The sequence below is a fragment of the Pseudomonas sp. Lb2C2 genome, assembly GCF_052112205.1.
Taxonomy (GTDB): domain Bacteria; phylum Pseudomonadota; class Gammaproteobacteria; order Pseudomonadales; family Pseudomonadaceae; genus Aquipseudomonas; species Aquipseudomonas kilonensis.
Genome location: NZ_JAUTYW010000004.1, coordinates 507,077 through 525,270 on the forward strand (window position 1 = coordinate 507,077; position 18,194 = coordinate 525,270).

At 60.3% G+C, this 18,194-nt stretch carries 19 protein-coding genes; 16 read left to right on the forward strand and 3 right to left on the reverse strand.

Annotation, left to right across the window (positions count from 1 at the left end; translation table 11 throughout):
* The first annotated feature begins 69 nt into the window (after positions 1-69).
* Genes fmdA through Q7F16_RS14275 form a run of 4 tightly spaced genes read left to right on the forward strand, consistent with a single transcriptional unit; the run spans position 70 to position 3,788 of the window.
* Positions 70-1,299, forward strand: a complete 1,230-nt coding sequence (fmdA, locus tag Q7F16_RS14260) for a formamidase (protein WP_003203578.1) — start codon at positions 70-72, stop codon at positions 1,297-1,299.
* A gap of 36 nt (positions 1,300-1,335) precedes the next feature.
* The gene (locus Q7F16_RS14265) at positions 1,336-1,683 is read left to right on the forward strand and encodes an FmdB family zinc ribbon protein (protein ID WP_041475843.1); all 348 of its coding nucleotides are present in this window, start codon (positions 1,336-1,338) and stop codon (positions 1,681-1,683) included.
* Between the two features lie 14 nt (positions 1,684-1,697).
* Positions 1,698-2,741: an aliphatic amidase gene (locus Q7F16_RS14270; protein ID WP_095962816.1), complete on the forward strand. Its 1,044-nt coding sequence runs from the start codon at positions 1,698-1,700 to the stop codon at positions 2,739-2,741.
* 3 nt (positions 2,742-2,744) lie between these two features.
* Positions 2,745-3,788, forward strand: coding sequence for an AAA family ATPase (locus tag Q7F16_RS14275; protein WP_409557280.1), 1,044 nt, complete (start codon positions 2,745-2,747; stop codon positions 3,786-3,788).
* A gap of 94 nt (positions 3,789-3,882) precedes the next feature.
* On the opposite strand, the gene Q7F16_RS14280 is transcribed toward Q7F16_RS14275, so the two are convergent.
* From Q7F16_RS14280 to Q7F16_RS14290, 3 genes are all read right to left on the reverse strand, one after another.
* Positions 3,883-5,214, reverse strand: a complete 1,332-nt coding sequence (locus Q7F16_RS14280; protein WP_409557279.1) for an OprD family porin — start codon at positions 5,212-5,214, stop codon at positions 3,883-3,885.
* A gap of 63 nt (positions 5,215-5,277) precedes the next feature.
* Positions 5,278-6,822: an MFS transporter gene (locus Q7F16_RS14285; protein ID WP_409557278.1), complete on the reverse strand. Its 1,545-nt coding sequence runs from the start codon at positions 6,820-6,822 to the stop codon at positions 5,278-5,280.
* A gap of 9 nt (positions 6,823-6,831) precedes the next feature.
* Positions 6,832-8,040 carry an aspartate transaminase gene (locus Q7F16_RS14290; RefSeq protein ID WP_409557277.1) on the reverse strand — a complete coding sequence of 403 codons (1,209 nt, stop codon included), beginning with the start codon at positions 8,038-8,040 and terminating at the stop codon, positions 6,832-6,834.
* A gap of 311 nt (positions 8,041-8,351) precedes the next feature.
* On the opposite strand from Q7F16_RS14290, the gene nac reads away from it, so the two are divergent.
* The 12 genes from nac (at position 8,352) to Q7F16_RS14350 (ending at position 18,112) form a co-directional block, all read left to right on the forward strand.
* Complete coding sequence (gene nac, locus Q7F16_RS14295; protein WP_409557276.1) at positions 8,352-9,257, forward strand: nitrogen assimilation transcriptional regulator NAC; 906 nt, start codon at positions 8,352-8,354, stop codon at positions 9,255-9,257.
* Positions 9,258-9,371: 114 nt separating this feature from the next.
* On the forward strand, positions 9,372-9,794 hold the full coding sequence (locus Q7F16_RS14300) for an acetyl-CoA carboxylase biotin carboxyl carrier protein (protein WP_409557275.1): 423 nt from the start codon (positions 9,372-9,374) through the stop codon (positions 9,792-9,794).
* A 31-nt stretch (positions 9,795-9,825) separates the two neighbouring features.
* Positions 9,826-11,178: an acetyl-CoA carboxylase biotin carboxylase subunit gene (gene accC / locus Q7F16_RS14305; RefSeq protein ID WP_409557274.1), complete on the forward strand. Its 1,353-nt coding sequence runs from the start codon at positions 9,826-9,828 to the stop codon at positions 11,176-11,178.
* Complete coding sequence (gene pxpB, locus Q7F16_RS14310) at positions 11,175-11,846, forward strand: 5-oxoprolinase subunit PxpB (protein WP_409557273.1); 672 nt, start codon at positions 11,175-11,177, stop codon at positions 11,844-11,846. The genes accC and pxpB overlap by 4 nt, the downstream gene beginning before the upstream one ends.
* Positions 11,843-12,814, forward strand: a complete 972-nt coding sequence (locus Q7F16_RS14315; protein ID WP_214510663.1) for a biotin-dependent carboxyltransferase family protein — start codon at positions 11,843-11,845, stop codon at positions 12,812-12,814. Before pxpB ends, Q7F16_RS14315 begins: the two co-directional genes overlap by 4 nt.
* 12 nt (positions 12,815-12,826) lie before the next feature.
* Positions 12,827-13,231: an acetyl-CoA carboxylase biotin carboxyl carrier protein gene (locus Q7F16_RS14320; protein WP_409557272.1), complete on the forward strand. Its 405-nt coding sequence runs from the start codon at positions 12,827-12,829 to the stop codon at positions 13,229-13,231.
* Between the two features lie 16 nt (positions 13,232-13,247).
* On the forward strand, positions 13,248-14,015 hold the full coding sequence (locus Q7F16_RS14325; protein WP_409557271.1) for a LamB/YcsF family protein: 768 nt from the start codon (positions 13,248-13,250) through the stop codon (positions 14,013-14,015).
* A 131-nt stretch (positions 14,016-14,146) separates the two neighbouring features.
* On the forward strand, positions 14,147-14,899 hold the full coding sequence (locus Q7F16_RS14330) for an SDR family oxidoreductase (protein WP_018609113.1): 753 nt from the start codon (positions 14,147-14,149) through the stop codon (positions 14,897-14,899).
* A gap of 119 nt (positions 14,900-15,018) precedes the next feature.
* On the forward strand, positions 15,019-15,720 hold the full coding sequence (locus Q7F16_RS14335) for an amino acid ABC transporter permease (RefSeq protein WP_018609115.1): 702 nt from the start codon (positions 15,019-15,021) through the stop codon (positions 15,718-15,720).
* A gap of 6 nt (positions 15,721-15,726) precedes the next feature.
* Positions 15,727-16,470: an amino acid ABC transporter permease gene (locus tag Q7F16_RS14340; protein WP_409557270.1), complete on the forward strand. Its 744-nt coding sequence runs from the start codon at positions 15,727-15,729 to the stop codon at positions 16,468-16,470.
* A 23-nt stretch (positions 16,471-16,493) separates the two neighbouring features.
* The gene (locus Q7F16_RS14345; RefSeq protein ID WP_409557288.1) at positions 16,494-17,222 is read left to right on the forward strand and encodes an amino acid ABC transporter ATP-binding protein; all 729 of its coding nucleotides are present in this window, start codon (positions 16,494-16,496) and stop codon (positions 17,220-17,222) included.
* Between the two features lie 56 nt (positions 17,223-17,278).
* Entirely contained in the window at positions 17,279-18,112 is an 834-nt protein-coding gene (locus tag Q7F16_RS14350) for an ABC transporter substrate-binding protein (protein WP_409557269.1), read from the forward strand.
* The last annotated feature ends 82 nt before the right edge of the window (positions 18,113-18,194 follow it).

The window sequence follows — 18,194 nt, forward strand, 5'->3', positions numbered from 1 at the left end:
TGGCCGATTCGTGCCGCCATTCGAGACTGGTTCCAACGCGGTACATCCCTAATGTTCAGGAGCTTCGCCATGACCGATACCTTGATCAAAGTCGACCTCAACCAGCCCGCCACCGAGAACGAACAGATCCACAACCGCTGGCATCCGGACATTCCCATGGCCTGCTGGGTCAAGCCGGGGGATGACTTTATTCTCGAGACTTACGACTGGACCGCCGGCGCGATCAAGAACAACGACGACGCCTCTGATGTGCGTGACGTCGACCTGTCCACCGTGCACTACCTGTCCGGTCCGGTGGGCGTGCATGGCGCCGAGCCGGGGGATCTGCTGGTGGTCGACCTGCTGGACATCGGCGCCAAGGCCGAATCCATGTGGGGGTTCAACGGTTTCTTCTCGCGGCAGAACGGTGGCGGATTCCTCACGGACCACTTTCCCAGCGCACAGAAAGCCATCTGGGATTTCAAGGGCATGTTCACCAGCTCGCGGCACATTCCCGGGGTCAATTTTGCCGGCCTGATCCACCCCGGATTGATCGGTTGCCTGCCCGACCCGGTAATGCTCGGCGACTGGAACCGCCGTGAGCAGGAGTTGATCGACACCCACCCGACCCGCGTGCCGCCCCTGGCCAACGCCCCGCTGGCCGCCACCGCGCACATGGGCAAGCTCAAGGGCCAGGCGCGGGATGATGCCGCAGCCACGGGCGCACGCACCGTGCCGCCGCGTGAACATGGCGGTAACTGCGATATCAAGGACCTGTCCCGGGGCTCGAAGATTTTCTTCCCGGTCTACGTCAAAGGCGCCGGGTTGTCGGTGGGGGATCTGCACTTCAGTCAGGGCGACGGCGAGATCACCTTTTGCGGTGCTATCGAGATGGCCGGCTGGGTCCATATGAAAGTCGAGCTGATCAAGGGCGGCATGGCCAAGTACGGAATCAAGAACCCGGTGTTCAAACCCAGCCCGATCATCCCGACCTACCAGAATTACCTGATCTTTGAAGGTATCTCGGTGGATGAAGCCGGCAAACAGCACTACCTGGACGTGAATATCGCGTATCGCCAGGCCTGTCTGAATGCGATCAACTACTTGACCAAATTTGGTTATTCGCCCGCCCAAGGCTATGCACTGTTGGGCTCCGCACCGGTGCAAGGGCATATCAGCGGCGTGGTCGACATCCCCAACGCCTGCGCGACCCTCTGGTTACCCACCGAAATCTTCGAGTTCGACATCAACCCCAACGCCAACGGCCCCATCAAACACCTCGATGGCAGTATCGATCTGCCGATCGCCCCGGACCTGTGAGACACGCCCGAGCCCGATCAATGTCCGGAGAGCGCCATGCCGACCTATGAGTACGAATGCCCAACCTGTGGCTCTTTCACAATGTTGCGGCCCATGGCCCAACGGCACGAGTCGTGCCAGTGCCCGTCTTGCGCGGGCCCAGGAGGGCGGTTGCTGTTGTCTGCGCCGGCACTGACGACGTTGTCGAGCAGCCAACGCCAGGCCATGGCGACCAACGAGCGAAGTGCCCACGCGCCGCAGACGCTTGGCGAGTACCAGCAGAACCGTCGTCACCCCAGTGGGTGCAGTTGTTGCGCACCGAGCAAACCGCTGGCCCCGACCAAAGAAAATCCACAGGGGCTCAAGCGTAAAACCGGCTCCAGACCTTGGATGATCAGCCATTAACAGAGGTAAATTTCATGCGTCATGGTGATATTTCCAGCAGCCCGGACACCGTGGGTGTCGCGGTCGTCAATTACAAAATGCCGCGGCTGCATACAAAAGCCGAGGTCATTGAAAACGCCCGCAAGATTGCCGACATCATCACCGGTATGAAACGCGGTCTCCCCGGCATGGATCTGGTGGTGTTTCCTGAATACAGCACCATGGGCATCATGTACGACCACGATGAGATGATGGCGACTGCCGCCAGTATTCCAGGCGAAGAGACTGCGATCTTTTCCGCCGCGTGCCGTGCGGCAGACACGTGGGGGGTGTTTTCACTGACCGGTGAGCGGCATGAGGAACATCCCCACAAAGCCCCGTACAACACGTTGGTGTTGATCAATAACCAGGGCGAAATCGTCCAGAAGTACCGCAAGTGCATTCCCTGGTGCCCCATTGAAGGCTGGTATCCGGGTGACCGGACCTATGTCTGCGAGGGTCCCAAGGGCCTGCAAATCAGCTTGATCATTTGTGATGACGGCAACTACCCGGAGATCTGGCGCGACTGTGCAATGAAAGGGGCTGAGTTGATCGTCCGTTGCCAGGGCTATATGTACCCGGCCAAAGAGCAGCAGGTGATGATGTCCAAGAGCATGGCCTGGGCCAATAATTGTTATGTGGCAGTGGCCAATGCGGCCGGCTTCGATGGGGTTTATTCCTACTTTGGTCACTCGGCGATTATTGGCTTCGACGGTCGCACCCTGGGCGAATGCGGTGAAGAGGAAATGGGCATTCAGTACGCACAATTATCCGTTTCGCAAATCCGCGATGCGCGAGCGAACGACCAATCACAGAATCATTTGTTCAAGCTGCTGCATCGCGGTTACACCGGAGTCTATAACTCCGGGGACGGCGACAAGGGCGTGGCTGACTGCCCGTTCGACTTTTACCGCACCTGGGTACTGGATGCGCAGAAAGCCCGGGAAAACGTCGAAAAACTGACCCGTAGCACCGTCGGCGTGGCTCATTGCCCGGTGGGAGAGATTCCCCACGACGGTAAAGAAAAACACGCAGGCTAAACCATGCCTTTCGTGAATGATCGCATCGACCCAAACCACCCACAGCCCAGCCTGACCAGAGCATCACCGGCAGCAGATCCGTTGACCTCACGCTTCGTCTTCAATCCCGCCCAAGTCATGGCGTTGTTGCGCAGTCGCATTGTCGGCCAAGAACATGCCATGAGCGCGGTCGAGGCGTTGCTGAACGTGGTTAAGGTCGATATTGGTGAACGTGAGAGGCCGTTGTCGGTGAACCTGTTCATGGGGCCGACCGGTGTCGGCAAGACCGAAATCGTCCGTCTGCTGGCACTGGCCATACACGGTCGCGCCGATGCTTTTTGTCGCATCGACATGCACACCTTGGCCCAGGAGCATTACTCGGCGGCGCTCACCGGAGCGCCACCTGGTTATGTGGGGAGTAAAGAGGGCGTCAGTCTGTTCAATAGCGAATTGATTCAAGGTACCTACAGTCGCCCAGGCATCGTGCTGTTCGATGAATTGGAAAAGTCCAGCAAGGAAGTGGTGCGCAGCTTGTTGGGTATTCTTGAGAATGGCCAACTGACCTTGGCCGGCGGTAGCCGAACGCTGGATTTTCGCAATAGCCTGATCTTCATGACCAGCAACATTGGCGCCCGACAAGCGAGCACCTACAGGGAACGTTTTTCACGCGGTTGGCGGCGCTGGCTCGGCATCGCCCCACAAGGTGAGCAGGCTATGTTGGAGCTAGCGTTGCACGCCTGGTTCGAACCGGAATTTCTAAACCGTATTGATCGCATCCTGGTTTTCCAACGTATCGAAACCCAATGGCTGGAAGCGTTGTTGCAGATCGAACTGAACAAACTCAACCAACGTCTCGGTCAGCATTGCCGTACGCTGGTCCTGGACGTTGCGGCAAGCGCCTGGCTGTGCCGAAAGCATGACCCACGCTTCGGTGCTCGGGCCCTGACAAGGCGAGTGCGGGTTGAGCTGGAGCCTGCCATCGCTGAGTGTTTGCTGGCGTATCCGCAGGCAATGCAGATGACTGCGACGGTCGAATCAAACAGGCTCACGGTTGTTCCATTGTCGTAAGAGACGACACCGGATTGCGGTCTGATGCTATAGCCTCGGGAATCGCTGTCGCACTACGCTGGGTGACGATGCGCATCACCCAGCGTGTTGGCTTTTACAGAATGTTCATCGGGTAGCTGATGATCACCCGATGCTCGTCGCTGTCACGCTGGGTGGACACTTCGGTGCGCAGCGAGGCGTGGCGCAAAGCAATGCTCAGGTCCTTGAGCGGACCTTGCTGGATCACATAACTCACCGTCAGGTTGCGCTCCCACTCGCTCTTGTCGCCGGTCGGGGTACGGATGTTCGAGCCGCTTTCGTACATGCCCAGGAAACTCAAGCCAGGAACCCCGACCTTGGCGAAATCATAGCCGTAGCGAACCTGCCAGGTGGTTTCCCCGGCGCGCTGGAACTTGCCGATCATCGACTCCGTCATGAAGTAGGCGGTAGAACCGTCACCCTGGTTCAACCAGACTGCATCACTGTCGCCGCTGACTTGCTGCAGGCCGGCCGCGAAGGTATGGCCGTTCACCAGGTAGGTGAATTGCGCGCTGCTCAGGCGACTGTCGACCTTGCCTTTGGTCACGCCGTCGCCGTAGTAGCCGAACGTAAAGAAGTCGGGATCATGGCCGTTGGCGCCATCGGAGCGGTTGTCGAAGTGGCGCAGGTCGGTACGCAGGGTGCCGGGGCCGACCTGCCAGTCGTATTTGAGACCCAGAAAGTTCTGTTTGTAGAAGTCCTGCAGGTTGCCATAGTAGTACTGCAAGGTCAGGTCTTTGGTCGGCTTGTAGTCCACGCCACCGTAATAGAACTTGTTGACGAACTCGCCCGTCTGCGCGTTGTTTGCACCGGGGATGGACATGCCCATCTGGTTACTTGAACCGCGACCTTTCACATGCTCCAACTGACCGACGGTGAAGGTGAAATTCTCCAGGTCTTTGGACTGGATCTGCCCGCCGTTGAAAGTTTGTTGCAGCATGCGGTCAGTGGACATCACCACCGGCAACATCGGAACCAGGGTGCCGTATTTGAGTTCGGTGTTGGAGAACTTCGCTTTGGCTGTCAGGCCCAGGCTGCCGAACTCATCGACCGCCCGGCCATCGCTGTCGGTCGGGAAGATGTTGCCGTTGAAGGCGCTGCTTTCAGGGTTGTAGTGCCGGCCTTTACCGGAGTCGAGGCGGACCCCGAACATGCCAATGGCATCCACGCCGAAGCCGACCGAGCCTTGGGTGTAGCCGGACTGAAAGTTGGCGATAAAACCCTGGCCCCATTCCTGGGTGTAGTTGGGGTCGGCGGCGCCGCTGCGGTTGTCAGCATTACTGAAAAAGTTGCGGGCCAGCACGCTCAGCTTGCTGTCTTCTACCAAGCCTGCGGCGTAACCCTGTTGAGCGATGATCAGGCCGCAAATGCCGGCCACTACTTTAGGTGCGCGATTGAAAAGCTCCATCGGAGTCATCCCCATGAGTTGTCGAGTGTTGTGAGAGGCAGTCAAAAGCGGCAGTAAAGGTTTTTATTGTTTTTCAGGAGCGACGGTGGCCGGCAAGACGTTCAATCTCACGGGCGGCAAGCGGTACAGAATGAACAGCGCCAGCACGCCGATGCCGGCGCACAGCAGCAGGCCGACGCCTACCGACTGGGCCAGGGCATCACGGGCCAGGTTCAGCCATTGCGGATGTTCGAGCAGGGCGGCATTGGGGCGTAAAAGGACCTGCGGGTCGGCGTACAGCGCCAAACCGTCAGCGTGCCCTTGGGCGATAAAAAGACGTTGCAGGTTGGCGCTGTAGAGCAGGTTGACCAGCACGCCCATCGAGGCGGTTCCGAGCAGTCCTCCCACCAGTCGCAAGGATTGCGTCAACGCCGTGGCGATCCCCAGAAACTGCCGCTCGGCGAGGGTCTGGGTGAAGACGGTCAGGTTAAGCAGAATGAAACCCAAGCCAAGACCTGCCAGCAGGATCAAACCGAGCAACAGGTTGAAAGACGCGCCGCGTCCGGCAATGGCAAGGCTGAGGCAAGCCAGCAACAGCGCGACGAACCCTCCCAGCGGTAACCAGTTTGGATTGCGCAGGCGAGTGACGATGCGACTGTTGACGATCGCCCCCAGCGTGATACTCAGCGCCAGCGGCGTAATCAACAGACCTGCATCCTGCGGCGAGTAGCCATAGCTGCCTTGCAGTAACAACGGCAGATAGAACAGCAGCGAAAACATGATCGCGCCGGCCGCCACCGACAGCAGAAACAGCAGGCGCATGCTTGGTAGTCTGAGCAATGCCGAGGGCAGCAGTGCGTGCTGGCAGCGCCGCTCCCAAAACCACAATGCACCGGTTGCAGCCAAGCAGGACAAACCCAGCGCCGCACTCAACATCAGGCTGGAATGCCCCAGCCATTCGACAAACAGTTGCAGGCTTCCCAGCGCCAGGGCAATCAGCAATGCACCGGGCCAGTCGAGGCTGATTTTTGTCGGTTGTTGAGGGCGGTAGTAAGGCAGGTAGCGCCAGGCGAAGAACAGCGCCAGACAACCCAGCGGCAGATTGAGGTAGAACACCGAGCGCCAGCCAAACGCCCCGGTGAGATAGCCACCCAATCCGGGGCCTATAGCGTTGACTACGCTGAACAGGGCACTCAACAACATCTGCCAACGCAGGCGTTGTCGGGTGTCGGGAAACAGTTCCGGGATGCAGGCGAACGCCGTGCCGATCAGCATGCCGCCGCCGACGCCCTGCAAGGCGCGGCCGATCACCAGCAACAGCATGTCGCTGGCCAACGCGCAGGCCAGTGACGCCAGGGTGAAGATCAGCGTGGCGGCAATCACGAAGGGCTTGCGCCCGTAGTAATCCCCTAATCGACCGAAGATCGGGATAGTGACGATTGACGCCAGCATGTAGCCCGTGGCAACCCAGGCGTAGAGTTCAAAACCCTTGAGCTCGGCGACGATGCTCGGCAAGGCGTTGCCGATCACCGTCTGGTCGAGCGCCGAAAGCATCAGCACCAACGAGATGCCGAGCATCGCCAGCAGGGCCTGTTTGAAGCTCAGGGGAGGGTGGGTCGCCACGGCCATCGTCAGTCCTCAGCTCAACGCTGCAACGGCAGCAGCAATGCGCGAGCAACCTTCGTCGAGGGTCTTGATGTCGGTGGCAATCGACATCCGGAAGAACGGCGCCAGGCCATAAGCGGTACCTGCCACTACCGCCACACCTTGGCTTTCCAGCAGATACATGACCACGTCGTAATCGGTGTCCAGGTGCTTGCCTTGAGGGGTTGATTTGCCCAGCAGCCCGGAGCAGTTCACATAGAGATAGAACGCGCCATCGGGTTTGCGGCAACTCAGGCCATCGATGGCGTTGAGCAGGTCGAGGCAGCGATCCCGACGTTGCTGGTAAACCGCCACGCTTTCCTTGACGAAGGCCTGGTCGCCGTTGAGCGCCTCGACCGCGGCGGCCTGGCTGACTGAGCAGGCATTGCTGGTCGATTGAGATTGCAGGGTCGCCATGGCGCCGATCAGGTCGGCCGGGCCTGCGGCGTAGCCGATGCGCCAGCCGGTCATGGCATAGGTCTTGGACACGCCGTTGACCACCAGGGTGCGCTCGGTCAGCGCCGGTTCGATGGCGAGGATGTGCGGGTTGTCCAGGCCTTCGTAGCGGATGTGTTCGTAGATGTCGTCGGTCATCAGCAACACTTGTGGATGATCGAGCAGCACATCGGCCAGGGCGCGCAGTTCGGCAGCGCTGTAGCTGGCGCCGGTCGGGTTGCTCGGTGAATTGAGCAGCAGCCAGCGAGTACGCTCGGTGATCGCGCCGCGCAGTTGCTCCGGGGTCAGCTTGAAAGCGTGCTCCTCCGGGCAGGCGAGGGTGACCGGTTCACCTTCGCAGGCCAGCACCATGTCCGGGTACGACACCCAGTACGGTGCCGGAATCAGCACTTCATCGCCGGCGCCAAGGGTGGCTGCGAAGGCATTGAAGATCGCACTCTTCGCGCCGCTGGTGACCAGGATTTGATTCGCCGCATAAGTCAGGCCGTTTTCCCGTGCCAGCTTGGCGACGATGGCCTGCCGCAGTTCCGGGGTACCGGCATTTTGCGTGTAACGGGTTTCGCCACGTTCGATGGCGGCGTTCGCTGCTTGCCGAATGTTTGCCGGGGTATCGAAGTCCGGCTCGCCGACCACCAGATTGATGATGGATTTGCCCTGCCGGCGAAGTTCGTTCGCACGGTCGGAAGCAGCGCTGCTGGGGGACGGTTTGATGCGTTGCACACGGGCGGCGATGCGGGAGGCAGTCACGTGTCGTTCCTCGTTGATGACGTTGACGAGGCCCTACAGTACGAGTCGCTACCCGGGCAGCCATAAGACGAGATCGTTCTGGTCGGATAGGCATCGCTTATGGCTGGAACTGAACAGCCGTTGCACCAAGGCGGTGCGATCAAGCCTGTCTGCCCGTGGCGGGTGTCATTCACGACCACTGCGATCCAGCCATAGCAAAGGCTTATGGTTTGGGTCTTGCCGTTAACCCCGCGCGCGATGTGCCGGGGCTGGCCTGGCTCTTGCTAAAGCCTATGGGCTGTCTTCCTTTTTCGAGCAAGAGCACCGCCACCGTGAACCTGCGCCGTTTGAAGTATTTCGTGAAACTCGTCGATATTGGCAGCATGACCCAGGCCGCCGATGTGCTGCATGTCGCGCAACCGGCACTCAGTCAGCAACTGGCTACGCTGGAGGCGGAGTTGCAACAGCAGTTGCTGATTCGGACCAAACGCGGCGTCACCCCGACCGAGGCAGGCAAGGTGCTCTATGGCCATGCCCAGATCATTCTGCGTCAATGCGAACAGGCTCAGAGTGACATCAATGCCACGGGGCAGGCGTTGTCCGGGCAGGTCTCGGTCGGCCTGGCGCCGGGCACTGCGGCGTCGACGCTGTCACTGCCGCTGCTGCGCAGGGTGCGCGAACGCCATCCGGGCATTCTGCTGTACCTCAACGAAAACTTCGGCACCACCTTGAGCGAGTTGATCATGAACGGCCGGATGGACATGGCCGTGCTCTATGGCGGGCGCGAAGTCCATGGCTTGAGCTTCGTCTCGCTGCTGCGCGAGCACCTCTATCTGGTGAGTGCCGATCCTTCGATCAGCAATCTCGAAGAGATCCCGCTGGCCGAACTGGCGGACATGGACATGCTCCTGCCGCGTCCCTACAACGTCATGCGTCGATTGGTGGATGAAGCCTTCCTGCGCATCGGCCTGAACGCAAAGGTGGTGGCTGAAATCGAATCTTCGATCACTCTGACCGCCGCCGTCGCCGAGCATTTCGGTTCGACGATCCTGCCTGAGTCCTCGGCCCGGGTGATGGTCGCCACCACGTCGGTGCATATGTGCCGCATTGTCGAGCCCGAGGTCGAGGCGCCACTGGCGCTGTGCTTGTCCGGTCATCTGCCGCTGTCTGTGCCGGCCCAGGCGGTCAAGGCGATCCTGTTGGAACTGGTCGCCGAGATGCGCGGCAGCCTGATCTGAGTGGTCATAAGGACGGCTTATCACCCCAAAGCCAAAGCGTCTTGGTCGTCTTTCGGCGGGCTCGCTACATTGACCCCATCCACTTAAGACAGCTCGACAGGCAGGGGCCCACGCATGGATTCAGAACGCATCAAGGGGTTGATCGATTTGCTCGCCGAATCCGATCTGCTCGAACTGAGTCTGACCGAAGGCGACAGTACGATTCGTCTTTTCAAACAGGCCGCAAAGGTTCTAGCCAGCGAGCCATTGCCCCCGCAATCGCCGGTATCGACAACATCCGCGCTCGAGACCCCGTCGGTGGCGGCGCTCGAGATCAAGGCCAGCCTGTACGGCGTGCTGCATCTGACGCCTGCTGCGGGGGAAGCGCCGTTTGTCACGGTCGGCGAGCAGATCGAAGCCGGGCAGACCCTGGCGGTGATCGAGGCAATGAAAATGTTTCACCCGGTCAAGGCCAAAGCCGCCGGCCGGATCGCTGCGATCCTCGCCCAGAGTGGCGCTGAAGTCGAAGCCGGTCAGTCGCTGTTCCGTCTCGACTGATCCCAAGCCCATCCCCTTTCAGGTGAATTCAATGTTCGACAAAGTGCTGATCGCCAACCGTGGCGAAATCGCCCTGCGCATTCAGCGTGCCTGCCATGGCCTGGGGATACAAACCGTGGTCGTGCACTCCGAGGCGGATCGCCAGGCCCAATATGTGCAAAACGCCGATCAGGCCCTGTGCATCGGACCCGCGTCACCCGGCCAGAGTTATCTGAACCAGACGGCGCTGTTGTTCGCGGCCAAGGTCAGCGGCGCTCAGGCGATTCATCCGGGTTACGGTTTTCTGTCGGAGAACGCCGGGTTCGCCGAGCGTATAGAAAACGCAGGCCTGACTTTCATCGGCCCTAGCGCGGCGTGCATTCGCACCATGGGCGACAAGGTCGCGGCCAAACGGGCGATGCGTGAAGCCGGTGTTCCCTGCGTACCCGGACCGGATTCAGTGATGCCCACCGACGATGCGAGCATCCTCGCCATCGCTCGGGAAATCGGTTACCCGGTCATCGTCAAGGCGGCCGGTGGTGGCGGTGGTCGCGGCATGCGCGTGGTGAAAGAAGAGGGCGAACTGCTCGATGCCATCGCCCTGACCCGCGAAGAAGCGCGACTGGCCTTCGGCAACCCGGAACTCTACATCGAGAAGTTCCTCGGCCATCCACGGCATGTGGAAATCCAGGTGTTGTGCGATGCCCATGGGCATGCGATCTGGCTGGGTTGCCGCGATTGTTCGTTGCAGCGCCGGCACCAGAAAGTCCTGGAAGAAGCGCCAGCCCCCGGGATCGATCCGGAACTGATCGCCAAGGTCGGTGAACGTTGTGCCGCTGCGTGCCGGCAGATCGGCTATCGCGGCGTCGGCACCTTCGAATTTTTGTACGAGGACGGCGCGTTCTTCTTCATCGAGATGAACACCCGGCTGCAAGTCGAACACCCGGTGACGGAGATGACCACTGGCATCGATATTGTCCAACAGCAGTTGCGCATGGCCCGTGGCGAAGTGCTGGAGCTGCGCCAGCAAGACGTTCAGCTCAATGGCCACTCCCTGGAGTGCCGGATCAACGCTGAAGACCCGATCACCTTTATGCCCACGCCGGGATTGATCCAGCGCTGGGAAGTTCCCGGTGGCTTCGGTGTGCGAGTCGACTCCCACGTCACCACCGGGTATCGGGTGCCACCGTATTACGACTCGATGGTGGCCAAGGTCATCACCCACGGCGCGACGCGCGATGAGGCCATGGCCCGCATGCGCCTGGCCTTGAGTGAGCTGGTGGTGGAGGGCATCTCGACCAATGTTCCCTTGCACCGCGAGATTCTTGACGACCCGGTCTTCTGTGCCGGCGGCGTGGACATTCATCACCTGGAGCGCTGGCTGCAACAACGGAGTCCGACATGAACACAGCATCTGTATCGCCGCGTCCGCACATCAGCCTGCTGGGCTCCACGGCCTTGCTGTTCGAGGCGCCGGGCGAACTCGATCTAGCGCCGCAACAACGCATTTGGAGCTTGGCTTTGCAGGCCGGGGAGTGGGCCGAGATCCACGAAGCGGTCCCAGGCATGAACAACCTGATGCTGACGTTCATCAAGCCGCCACGCGACATCAATGGCTTGTGCGAGCGATTGCAGGAGGCGTGGGAGGGCAGTCGGCCATTGCCACTGGAAGGTCGAATCGTTGAATTGCCGGTGGTCTACGGTGGCGAATTCGGCCCGCACATCAATGATGTGGTGGCGCACACCGGGCTGGACATCGAGACCATCGCCAATCTGCATTGCGAGCCGTTGTACCCGGTATATGCCTTGGGCAGCCATCCCGGTTACTGCTACCTCGGCGGCATGGATTCGCGCCTGGCCACGCCACGACGCCAAGTGCCGGTGATCAGCATAGCCGCCGGCTCGGTATCGATTGGCGGGGTGCAGACCGGCGTCTCCGCCTCCGCCGGCCCCAGTGGCTGGAACACCATCGGCCGCACCGAAATGGCGTTTTTTGACCCGACCCAAAACCCTCCGGCGATGCTCAGGCCGGGCGACATGTTGCGCTTGCGCATCGAGAGGATCATTCGATGATCGAGATTTTATCGGCCACCGCCCTGGCCACGGTGCAGGACTTCGGCCGCTTTGGCAGCCTCGGTTACGGCGTCGGAACCTCCGGCGCGATGGACCATTTGGCGCTGGCGTTGGGCAATCTGCTGCTGGGCAATCCCGAGGGCGCAGCGGCCATCGAAATCCCGCTGTTCCCATTCGATGTGCGGTTTGTTCAAGACTGCGCCTTTGCGGTGACCGGCGCGGCTTGCGAGGCCTCCCTCGACGGCCAGCCATTGCCGCCATCCTGGGTGACGCAGGCGCGGGAAGGCCAGGTGTTGAACCTCGGCTTTCCGACCTCCGGCAGCCGCGCTTATCTATGCCTGGCTGGCGGTGTCGACGTGCCGCAGGTGCTGGGTTCGCGCAGCACTCAATTACGCGGTGAATTCGGTGGCTTACAGGGGCGAGCCTTGCAGCAGGGCGACCGGGTTGCAGCGCTGCGTCCAGGCCTGAGTGCACTGCCTACGGATTTCGGCGTCGTGTCCCCGAATCAGGCGCTGGCGTTGCAACTCGATGGATTACCGGCCATGCGCGTCCTGCCTGCGGCCGAATACGAGTGTTTTCTGGACGAATCCCGTGTGGCGTTCTGGGCGGGCGAGTGGAAGGTCACGACCCAGAGCAACCGCTACGGCTACCGGCTCGAAGGCGCGCCGATCTTGCCTAAGGTGCCGATGGAAGTCCGTTCCCACGGCATCGTCCCCGGCGTGATTCAGGTGCCCCACGGTGGCCAGCCGATCATTCAGATGCGTGACGCGCAACCGAGCGGCGGTTACCCGAAATTCGGCACGGTGATCGAGGCCGATCTGTGGCGCTTGGGTCAGGCGCCGATTGGCAGCAAGGTGCGGTTTATCGAGTGCAGCTATGCCGAAGCCGTTGCGGCCTTGGAAGATAATTCGCGCTATCTCGCGGAGGTCAGCCGCTTGGTCGATCTTCACGGGATGGCCTCGCGTTAAGGACATTCGACCATGACAAATCAGGAAATCCGCCAGTTGGCGGTGTGGCTCAAGGAGACCCACCTGGCCGGCGCAGAAATCCGCCGTCCGGGGCTGCATTTACTGCTCAAGCGCTGCGTCGACGAGGTGGTAGCGCCCATTCAAATCGCAACACCCATGGCGCCAAAGGTTACAGATGAATTGTTGTTGAGGAGCCCCGGCCTGGGCCAGTTGTTGCTAACGCATCCGCAACAGAACGAGGTGCTGGTATCGGTCGGCAGTCGAGTGGAGCAAGGGCAACTGGTGGCGTTGTTGCAAGTCGGCGATCTGCTGTTGCCGGTCCGCAGCCAGAAGACCGGACGGCTGGCTGCGGTGTTGACGGCGTGTGGCACGACCGTCGGTTATGGAGAGGCGCTCATGCGCCTGGATGCGGCATGACGAGCGAGGGCAAGTGATGAAAATCGATTTGAACGCTGACCTGGGCGAGGGTTTCGGTCCGTGGCGCATGGGGGAAGATGAAGCGTTGATGAGCCTGATCTCATCGGCCAACGTGGCGTGTGGTTTCCATGCCGGCGACCCGCTGATCATGGACAACACCGTGCGTCTGGCGAAGGCCGGGGGCATCGATCTGGGGGCTCATGTGGGCTTCCCCGATTTGATGGGCTTCGGCCGGCGGCAGATGAACATCGAGCTCAAGGAGCTGGCGACCTATGTGGTTTATCAGCTTGGCGCGCTGGCCGGGATGGCGGCGGTCAATGGCCATCGTATGACCCACATGAGCTTTCACGGCGCGCTGGGCAATATGGTCGCAGCCGACGCGGCACTGGCTGAGCCCCTGGTCCGTGCGGTGGCGGCGTTCGATCCGACGCTGATTATCAGCTCGTCGAGCAGTCGGGCCATCGAAAACGCTGCTGACAAATGTGGGTTGCGGGTCGCCACCACGTTTCTGGCCGACCGCGCCTATGACGATGACTGCCTGCTGGTGCCGCGCAAGGTGCCGGGCTCGGTGATCAAGGAACCGGCAGACGTGCTGCAGCGGGTTCGACAGTTGCTGGAGGAGGGTACCGTGACCACGCTCAACGGCAAGCACATCGCGGTGCCGGCGCATTCGATCCTGTTGCACGGCGATACGCCTGGCGCCGTCGAACTGGCCCGCACCATCCGTCGAGAAATCGAGCTGGCGGGTGGTTGCATCACACCCATTTCGCAGCTGTTGGCGTAACGGTTGCACGGTCATAAGCAGGGCTTATTGCCACACAGTCATTCCGTCTTGGTCCACGGCTTCAGGGCTGGATAGAGTCGAAGTCATCGCGATCACCGAGTGATCCGCACACGTAATACGAGGACAACTTCATGCCATTTTCAGATTACAAAACCGCGCTGGTGACCGGTGCTTCTTCCGGGATCGGCGCCGCCGTCGTCGAACGCCTGTGTCAGGAAGGCGTGCAGGTACACGCATTGGCCCGCAGCGCCGACAAGCTGCAAGAACTGGCGGCCAAGACCGGCTGTATCGCGCACGCCATCGATGTCACTGACCTGGCCGGGCTGACCCGTTTGTTCGAAACCCAGCAGTTCGACATTCTGGTGAACAACGCCGGTGTCGATAAACCGGGCTCGATTCTCAAGGCGGACGCCGAAGGCATCGACTTGCTGATCGACGTCAACCTGCGGGCGGTCCTGCACCTGGCACGCCTGGCGCTGCCGGGGATGGTCGAGCGTGATTGCGGCCATATCATCAACATCAGTTCGATTGCCGGCGCATACAACTTCGGCGGCAACTCCACGTACCACGCGACGAAAGCCGCCGTGAGCATGCTCTCGCGGCAACTGCGTATCGACGCCTTCGGCAAGCGGGTGCGGGTCACCGAGATCTGCCCGGGCCGCGTGGCCACCGACATTTTTGCCCATGTCCATGGCGACTCCGAAGAGACCTACAAGCGCTTCGTCGAAGGCTTCGAGCTGCCCCAGGCCAAGGACATCGCCGATGCCATCGCGTTTGCCATCGCCGCCCCGGTTGCGGTGAACGTCGGGCACATGGAGATCACCCCGACCCTGCAAGTGCCCGGCGGCCTGTCCACGGCTCGCCCACAGGATTACCAGGGCTGAGATTTCCTGGCAACGGACGCCCCCCAGAAGAACGGATCAATCCGTCACGCGGTACTCACGTCATGGCTCGCCAGACGCTTATCAATTCTGCCCTAGCCCAATGCCCGTAGGGATTGATCATGAAGCATGACTTCGATTTGGCCGCGGTTCTGCAAGGCGAATATGCCGAGCTGATCGTCAAGGGCATCGAAACGACTCTACAACTGGCGCTGTTCGCCTGGCTGCTGGCAATGGCCCTGGCGCTGTTGCTGGTGACCGTTCGCCTGACCGGCAACAAGCTCGCTGATCGTCTGGTGGCCGGTTACGTGTCTTATCACCGCAACGTGCCGACGCTGGTGCAATTGATGCTGTGGTACTTCGGTGTGCCGACGCTGCTGAGCGAATCCACTCAGTTGTGGCTGGCCAACTACAGCACTGAATACCTGTTCTCGGTGATTGCCTTGGGGTTGTGTCAGGCCGCGTATTTTTGTGAAGACATCCGCAGTGGCTTGCGTGCCATTCCGGCGGGGCAGACCGAAGCATCCCGAGCGCTGGGGCTGGGTTATGTGCGTTCGATGCGCTACGTGATCCTGCCGCAGGGCGTGCGTAATTGCCTGCCCTCGCTGATCAACCACACCGTGCTGTTGTTCAAGAACACCAGCCTGGCCATGGCCATCGGCGTGGTCGAACTGACCTACGCCACCCGCGAAGTCGAGAATTACACCTTCCGCACGTTCGAGTCCTACCTGGTTGCCACGGTGTTCTACCTGGTCTTTTCACTGCTGTTGATGGGGCTCGGCGCATTGTTGGCGCGGCGCTTCAACAAAGCGCTGGCGAGGTAGATGAGCATGTTCGATCTTTTCTCGATTGTGCAAAACAACTGGACGCTGTTTCTGATCGGCCAATACCCGCATGGCCCCTTGGGCGGTTTGGCCAGCACTTTGATCCTGGCGGCGCTGGCACTGTTGTTGGCATTCCCGTTCGGTTTGCTGCTGGCGCTGGCACGGGTTTCGCCGTGGAAGGGCCTGCGTTGGGCGGCCACGGTGTGGGTCTATGTGCTACGCGGTATTCCGCTGCTGATGGTGATTTTCTGGACCTACTTCCTGGTGCCGTTGTTGATCGGTCACAACATCACCGGGTTCGTCACCATGCTCTGCACGTTGGTGATCTACCAGAGTGCCTACCTGTGCGAAATCATTCGTGGCGGCATCCAGGCGTTACCGCCAGGTCAGTACGAAGCGTCCCGCGCACTGGGCCTCGGTTACCTGCGCACGACGATCTGGGTGATCCTGCCGCAAGCGCTCTACAACGCGCTGCCGAGCCTGATAAGCCAATTCATCTCGATCATCAAGGAAACCTCGCTGGGCTATGTGATCAACGTCCAGGAGGTGACCTTCGCTGCGAACCAGGTCAATAACCAGCTATTGACCAAGCCGTTCCAGGTGTTTTTTATCCTGGCGATCATCTACTACCTGCTCTGTTTTGGCCTGACCCATCTGGCCGGCTGGGTGGAGCGCCGTATCGCTCGCAAGCGTCTGGGCAACGGTGGTCCGGCCGTGGCTGCCGACCCCTTGCTGGCCATCGATAATTGAAGAGGGTTGCGTCCATGCATCCAATGATCATGTTTTCGAACATCAACAAATGGTACGGCGAGTACCACGCACTGACCGACATCACCGCCGAGGTGAAACCCGGCGAGGTGGTGGTGTTGTGTGGTCCGTCAGGGTCCGGCAAGTCGACGCTGATCCGCACGGTCAATCGCCTGGAAGACATTCAGAAGGGCCAGATCCTGTTCGATGGTCAGGACGTGCACGGCACTGACGCGCACATCAACCGGCTGCGCAGCCGAGTGGGTTTCGTGTTCCAGAGTTTCAACCTTTTTCCGCACCTGTCGGTGCTGGAAAACATCACTTTGGCGCCGAGCAAAATTCGCGGTCTGAAAGGCTTGGCCGCGAAGCAGCAGGCCATGACATTGCTTGATCGGGTAGGGCTGGCGCACAAGGCTGGCGCCTATCCGGCGCAGTTGTCCGGCGGTCAACAGCAACGGGTGGCGATTGCCCGGGCTTTGGCGATGGAGCCGCCAGTGATGTTGTTCGATGAGCCCACCAGTGCACTCGACCCGGAAATGGTCGGGGAAGTGCTGAACGTCATGAAGAGTTTGGCCAAGGATGGAATGACCATGATGTGCGTGACTCACGAGATGAATTTTGCCCGTGAAGTGGCTGACACCATCTGGTTCATGGACGCGGGTCAGATTCTGGAAAAGAGCACGCCCGAGCGTTTTTTCAATCAGCCCTCGCATCCGCGAGCACAACGTTTTATTGCCGATCTGCGTGCCCATTGAGCCGCAGCGATTTGTCTCCCTCTGCCATCCGACTTTTCAATCCCAGGAGTTTTTCCATGCGTATGAAGCATCTGTTTGTCACGCTGGCGTTAGGTCCTTTGGCTGTTGCGGTAGCGCAGGCCGATCAATTGAGCGACATCATGACCAAGAAGTCCATGAGCTGCGGTGTGTACGCCGACGTGCCGCCATTTTCCGCACCGGACCCGAAAACCCGCGAGCTGGTGGGTATGGACGTCGACCTGTGCAAGGCGCTGGCCAAGACCATGGGCGTCGCATTGGAGCTCAAACCGCTGTCTGTCGAAGCACGGATTCCTGAAGTGAAAATGGGCCGCGTCGATGTGATTTTCGCCAACCTGGCCTACACCAAGACCCGCGCCGAACAGATCCAGTTCAGCGACCCGTACTACATCGCCAAGGAAACCCTGGTGGTGCGCGCGGTCAACGCCGATCAACCGAAAAGCTTCTTCAAGGATAAGCGCATCAGCTCCACCAAAGGCTCGACGTCCGAGCAGTCGATCCGTATTGCCGGGGCCACGCCGGTAACATTCCAGGACACCGGCTCGGCCTACATGGCCTTGCAGCAAAACAAGGTCGTGGGCCTGGTGACCAACACCATGACCGCTTTGAAACTGGTCAATCAAGCCAAGGCCAGTGGCGTGGAACTGGCGCTGGCCAAGGAACCGATGGCGCTCGAGCCGATTGGCGCGGGCATGCGCAGGGATGAGCCGGCATTCCTCGCCAAGGTCAACGAGTCATTGGCGGCAATGGAAAAAGCCGGGGAGATCGATGCGATCTGGGATCGCTGGATCGGCCCGAACACTGAGTACAAAATGGTTCGCGAGGACAAAGTGCAGAGCCTCAGCAGCTTGAAGTTCGATCCTTTGCCTTAAACCCGATACACCGTCATTGTCGAGCACTGACGGAAAAGCCCGGCGAGCGTTCAGCGTCGGGCTTTTTCATGTCTGCGGTTTT

Excerpts from the sequence above, each read along its gene's own strand:
- Q7F16_RS14340 (WP_409557270.1), top strand. The coding sequence starts at position 15,727 with ATGTTCGATCTTTTCTCGATTGTGCAAAACAACTGGACGCTGTTTCTG.
- Q7F16_RS14315 (WP_214510663.1), top strand. The coding sequence starts at position 11,843 with ATGATCGAGATTTTATCGGCCACCGCCCTGGCCACGGTGCAGGACTTC.
- Q7F16_RS14345 (WP_409557288.1), top strand. The coding sequence starts at position 16,494 with ATGATCATGTTTTCGAACATCAACAAATGGTACGGCGAGTACCACGCA.
- accC (WP_409557274.1), top strand. The coding sequence starts at position 9,826 with ATGTTCGACAAAGTGCTGATCGCCAACCGTGGCGAAATCGCCCTGCGC.
- Q7F16_RS14350 (WP_409557269.1), top strand. The coding sequence starts at position 17,279 with ATGCGTATGAAGCATCTGTTTGTCACGCTGGCGTTAGGTCCTTTGGCT.
- pxpB (WP_409557273.1), top strand. The coding sequence starts at position 11,175 with ATGAACACAGCATCTGTATCGCCGCGTCCGCACATCAGCCTGCTGGGC.
- Q7F16_RS14300 (WP_409557275.1), top strand. The coding sequence starts at position 9,372 with ATGGATTCAGAACGCATCAAGGGGTTGATCGATTTGCTCGCCGAATCC.
- Q7F16_RS14335 (WP_018609115.1), top strand. The coding sequence starts at position 15,019 with ATGAAGCATGACTTCGATTTGGCCGCGGTTCTGCAAGGCGAATATGCC.
- Q7F16_RS14285 (WP_409557278.1), bottom strand. The coding sequence starts at position 6,822 with ATGGCCGTGGCGACCCACCCTCCCCTGAGCTTCAAACAGGCCCTGCTG.
- Q7F16_RS14270 (WP_095962816.1), top strand. The coding sequence starts at position 1,698 with ATGCGTCATGGTGATATTTCCAGCAGCCCGGACACCGTGGGTGTCGCG.
- fmdA (WP_003203578.1), top strand. The coding sequence starts at position 70 with ATGACCGATACCTTGATCAAAGTCGACCTCAACCAGCCCGCCACCGAG.
- Q7F16_RS14280 (WP_409557279.1), bottom strand. The coding sequence starts at position 5,214 with ATGGAGCTTTTCAATCGCGCACCTAAAGTAGTGGCCGGCATTTGCGGC.
- Q7F16_RS14330 (WP_018609113.1), top strand. The coding sequence starts at position 14,147 with ATGCCATTTTCAGATTACAAAACCGCGCTGGTGACCGGTGCTTCTTCC.
- Q7F16_RS14265 (WP_041475843.1), top strand. The coding sequence starts at position 1,336 with ATGCCGACCTATGAGTACGAATGCCCAACCTGTGGCTCTTTCACAATG.
- Q7F16_RS14275 (WP_409557280.1), top strand. The coding sequence starts at position 2,745 with ATGCCTTTCGTGAATGATCGCATCGACCCAAACCACCCACAGCCCAGC.
- Q7F16_RS14325 (WP_409557271.1), top strand. The coding sequence starts at position 13,248 with ATGAAAATCGATTTGAACGCTGACCTGGGCGAGGGTTTCGGTCCGTGG.
- Q7F16_RS14320 (WP_409557272.1), top strand. The coding sequence starts at position 12,827 with ATGACAAATCAGGAAATCCGCCAGTTGGCGGTGTGGCTCAAGGAGACC.